Origin of the sequence: Gordonia sp. (in: high G+C Gram-positive bacteria) (assembly GCF_049299075.1) — a bacterium.
Taxonomy (GTDB): domain Bacteria; phylum Actinomycetota; class Actinomycetes; order Mycobacteriales; family Mycobacteriaceae; genus Gordonia.
In genome coordinates, this window is sequence record NZ_JBAQWU010000180.1 from 1 (window position 1) to 3,429 (window position 3,429).

4 protein-coding genes are annotated in these 3,429 nt (G+C 64.5%); all 4 read left to right on the top strand.

From position 1 onward, the window contains the following. The coding region (gene sdhC, locus WAW85_RS05910; RefSeq protein ID WP_422558713.1) for a succinate dehydrogenase, cytochrome b556 subunit at positions 1-378 on the top strand (378 nt) is incomplete at its 5' end. Next, entirely contained in the window at positions 375-845 is a 471-nt protein-coding gene (locus tag WAW85_RS05915) for a succinate dehydrogenase hydrophobic membrane anchor subunit (RefSeq protein WP_422558714.1), read from the top strand. The genes sdhC and WAW85_RS05915, both read left to right, overlap by 4 nt. Before the next feature lie 21 nt (positions 846-866). After that, complete coding sequence (gene sdhA, locus WAW85_RS05920; protein WP_422558716.1) at positions 867-2,621, top strand: succinate dehydrogenase flavoprotein subunit; 1,755 nt, start codon at positions 867-869, stop codon at positions 2,619-2,621. Between the two features lies 1 nt (position 2,622). After that, the gene (locus WAW85_RS05925; RefSeq protein WP_422558715.1) at positions 2,623-3,396 is read left to right on the top strand and encodes a succinate dehydrogenase iron-sulfur subunit; all 774 of its coding nucleotides are present in this window, start codon (positions 2,623-2,625) and stop codon (positions 3,394-3,396) included. Positions 3,397-3,429 lie beyond the last annotated feature (33 nt).

The following is a 3,429-nucleotide window of genomic DNA, read 5'->3' on the forward strand; positions in this document are numbered from 1 at the left end:
CTGTATCGCGGAGACGCGGGCATGTGGGCGTGGGTTCTGCACCGGATCACCGGTGCGACCATCTTTTTCTTCCTCCTGGTGCACGTGCTCGACACTGCCATGGTGCGGGTGAGCCCGGAGATTTATGACGACGTGGTCGGCTCGTACAAGACCCCGCTGGTCGGCCTGATGGAAATCGGCCTGGTCGCGGCGGTTTTGTTCCACGCCTTCAACGGCGTCCGGATCATCCTCATCGACTTCGGGTCCGAGGGCCCCCGCCACCAGCGCAAGATGCTGGCCGGCGTCGCGGTCATCTGGCTGCTGGTCATGGTGCCCGCCCTGGTGACGCTGGGCATCCACATGTCAGAGAAGTTTCACTGGTTTGGAATGGCGACATGACCACTGAACGGACTCCGTATCACCGCGAGGACCGCATCGCCCCGGTACTGGAGAAGGAATTCGACCGGCCGGCCGCGCTGGATCACCCGCGCGCCCCACGCAGGCCCCGCGGCATCCCATACTTCGAGAAGTACGCGTGGCTGTTCATGCGGTTCTCCGGCGTCGCACTGATCTTCCTGGTCATCGGCCACCTGTTCATCGGGCTGATGTGGCAGGACGGCGTGTACCGCATCGACTTCGACTACGTCGCCGAGCGCTGGGCATCGCCGTTCTGGCAGATCTGGGACATGGCGATGCTGTGGCTGGCCATGATCCACGGCGCCAACGGCATGCGCACCATCATCGGCGACTACGCCCGCAAGAACGTCACCAAGTTCTATCTGAACTCTCTGCTGCTGCTGGCCACCGGTTTCACCGTGGTGCTGGGCAGTTACGTCCTGGTCACGTTCAACCCGAACATCCCCTAAGTCTCCGGAAGGCCCTCGATGATTCAGGAACATCGCTACGACGTCGTCATCGTCGGCGCCGGTGGCGCCGGGATGCGTGCCGCGGTGGAAGCTGGCCCGCGGGTGCGCACCGCGGTGCTGACCAAGCTCTACCCCACCCGCTCCCACACCGGCGCGGCCCAGGGCGGCATGTGCGCCGCGCTGGCCAACGTCGAAGAAGACAACTGGGAGTGGCACACCTTCGACACCATCAAGGGCGGCGACTACATCGTCGACCAGGATGCTGCCGAACTGATGGCCAAGGAAGCCATCGACGCGGTGCTCGACCTGGAGAAGATGGGGCTGCCGTTCAACCGCACCCCCGAGGGCCGCATCGACCAGCGCCGCTTCGGCGGTCACACCCGCGACCACGGTAAAGCCCCGGTGCGCCGGGCCTGCTACGCCGCCGACCGCACCGGTCACATGATCCTGCAGACGCTGTACCAGAACTGCGTCAAACACAACGTGCAGTTCTTCAACGAGTTCTACGCGCTCGACCTGAACCTCACCGAGAACGCCGAAGGCGAGCCGGTCGCCAGCGGCGTGGTCGCCTACGAGCTGGCCACCGGCGAGATCCACGTCTTCCACGCGAAGTCGATCGTCTTCGCCACCGGCGGCTCGGGCCGCATGTACAAGGTGACCTCCAACGCGCACACCCTGACCGGCGACGGCATGGGCATCATCTTCCGCAAGGGCCTGCCCCTGGAAGATATGGAGTTCCACCAGTTCCACCCGACCGGCCTGGCCGGCCTGGGCATCCTCATCACCGAGGGCGTCCGCGGCGAGGGCGGCATCCTGCGCAACGCCAGCGGTGAGCGCTTCATGGAACGCTACGCCCCCACCATCAAAGACCTCGCGCCCCGCGACATCGTCGCCCGGTCGATGGTCATCGAGGTTCTCGAGGGCCGCGGCGCCGGCCCCAACAAGGACTACGTCCTGCTGGATGTCACGCACATCCCGGAGGAGACGCTGATGGCCAAGCTCCCGGACATCATGGAATTCTCCCGCACCTATCTCGGCGTGGACCCGGTGACCGAACTGGTGCCGGTGTACCCGACCTGTCACTACGTCATGGGTGGCATCCCGACGACGATCACCGGCCAGGTGCTCGCCGACAACGACCAGGTGGTCCACGGTCTGTACGCCGCGGGCGAGTGCGCCTGCGTGTCGGTACACGGCGCCAACCGGCTGGGCACCAACTCGCTGCTGGACATCAACGTTTTCGGTCGTCGGGCCGGTATCGCCGCCGCCGAGTACGCCAACAGTCACGGCTTCGCTCCGCTGCCGGAGAACCCGTCGGCGATGGTCGAAGAATGGGTCGGCCAGATGCTCAGCGATCACGGCAACGAGAACGTGATGACCATCCGCACCGAACTGCAGCAGACCATGAACGACAACGCTGCCGTCTTCCGCACCGAAGAGACCCTGTCTCAGGCGCTGGAAGACGTCCGCGCGCTCAAGGTCCGCTACGACCACGTGACCGTCACCGACAAGGGCAAGCGCTTCAACTCCGACCTGCTCGAGGCCATCGAGCTCGGCTTCCTGCTGGAGCTTGCCGAGGTGACCGTCGTCGGCGCACTGAACCGCAAGGAGACCCGCGGCGGCCACGCTCGCGAGGACTACCCGAACCGCGATGACGAGAACTTCATGGTGCACACCATGGCCTACAAGAAGGGTGACGGGCTGATCGCCGACATCGAGCTCGGCTACAAACCCGTCGTTCAGACCCGTTACGAGCCGATGGAGCGGAAGTACTGAGATGACTGCGATTGTCGAAGAAACCACCACCCATCTGCCTCCGGTTCCGCCCGAGGCGACGATGGTGACGCTGAAGATCTACCGCTTCAACCCGGAGAATCCGGATGCGCAGGGCTTCGAAAGCTTCCGCGTACCGGCGCTCCCCTCGGACCGCCTGCTCAGCCTGCTCCTCTACGTGAAGGGCTACCTGGACGGCACCCTGACCTTCCGCCGCAGCTGCGCCCACGGCGTGTGCGGCTCGGATGCCATGCGGATCAACGGCGTCAACCGCCTGGCCTGCAAGCTTCTGATGAAGGACCTTATGCCGAAGGGTTCGGCCAAGGAACTGACCATCACCATCGAGCCCATCAAGGGTCTTCCGGTGGAGAAGGATCTCGTCGTTGACATGGAGCCGTTCTTCGACGCGTTCCGCGCGATCAAGCCGTTCCTGATCACCGACGGCAACCCGCCGACCAAGGAATACATCCAGTCCCAGACCGACCGGGCCCGGTTCGACGACACCACCAAATGCATCCTGTGTGCATGCTGCACCACCAGCTGCCCGGTGTTCTGGACCGAGGGTTCGTACTACGGTCCGGCCGCGATTGTGAACGCGCACCGCTTCATCTTCGACAGCCGCGACAAGGGCACCATCGAGCGACTGGACATTCTGAACGACGCCGACGGCGTGTGGCGCTGCCGCACCACCTTCAACTGCACCGACGCATGCCCCCGTGGCATTCAGGTGACGCAGGCGATCCAAGAGGTCAAGCGCGCCCTGATGTTCTCGCGATAGACCATCTCTGCAGCCCCGACGAGCGCCCCGATC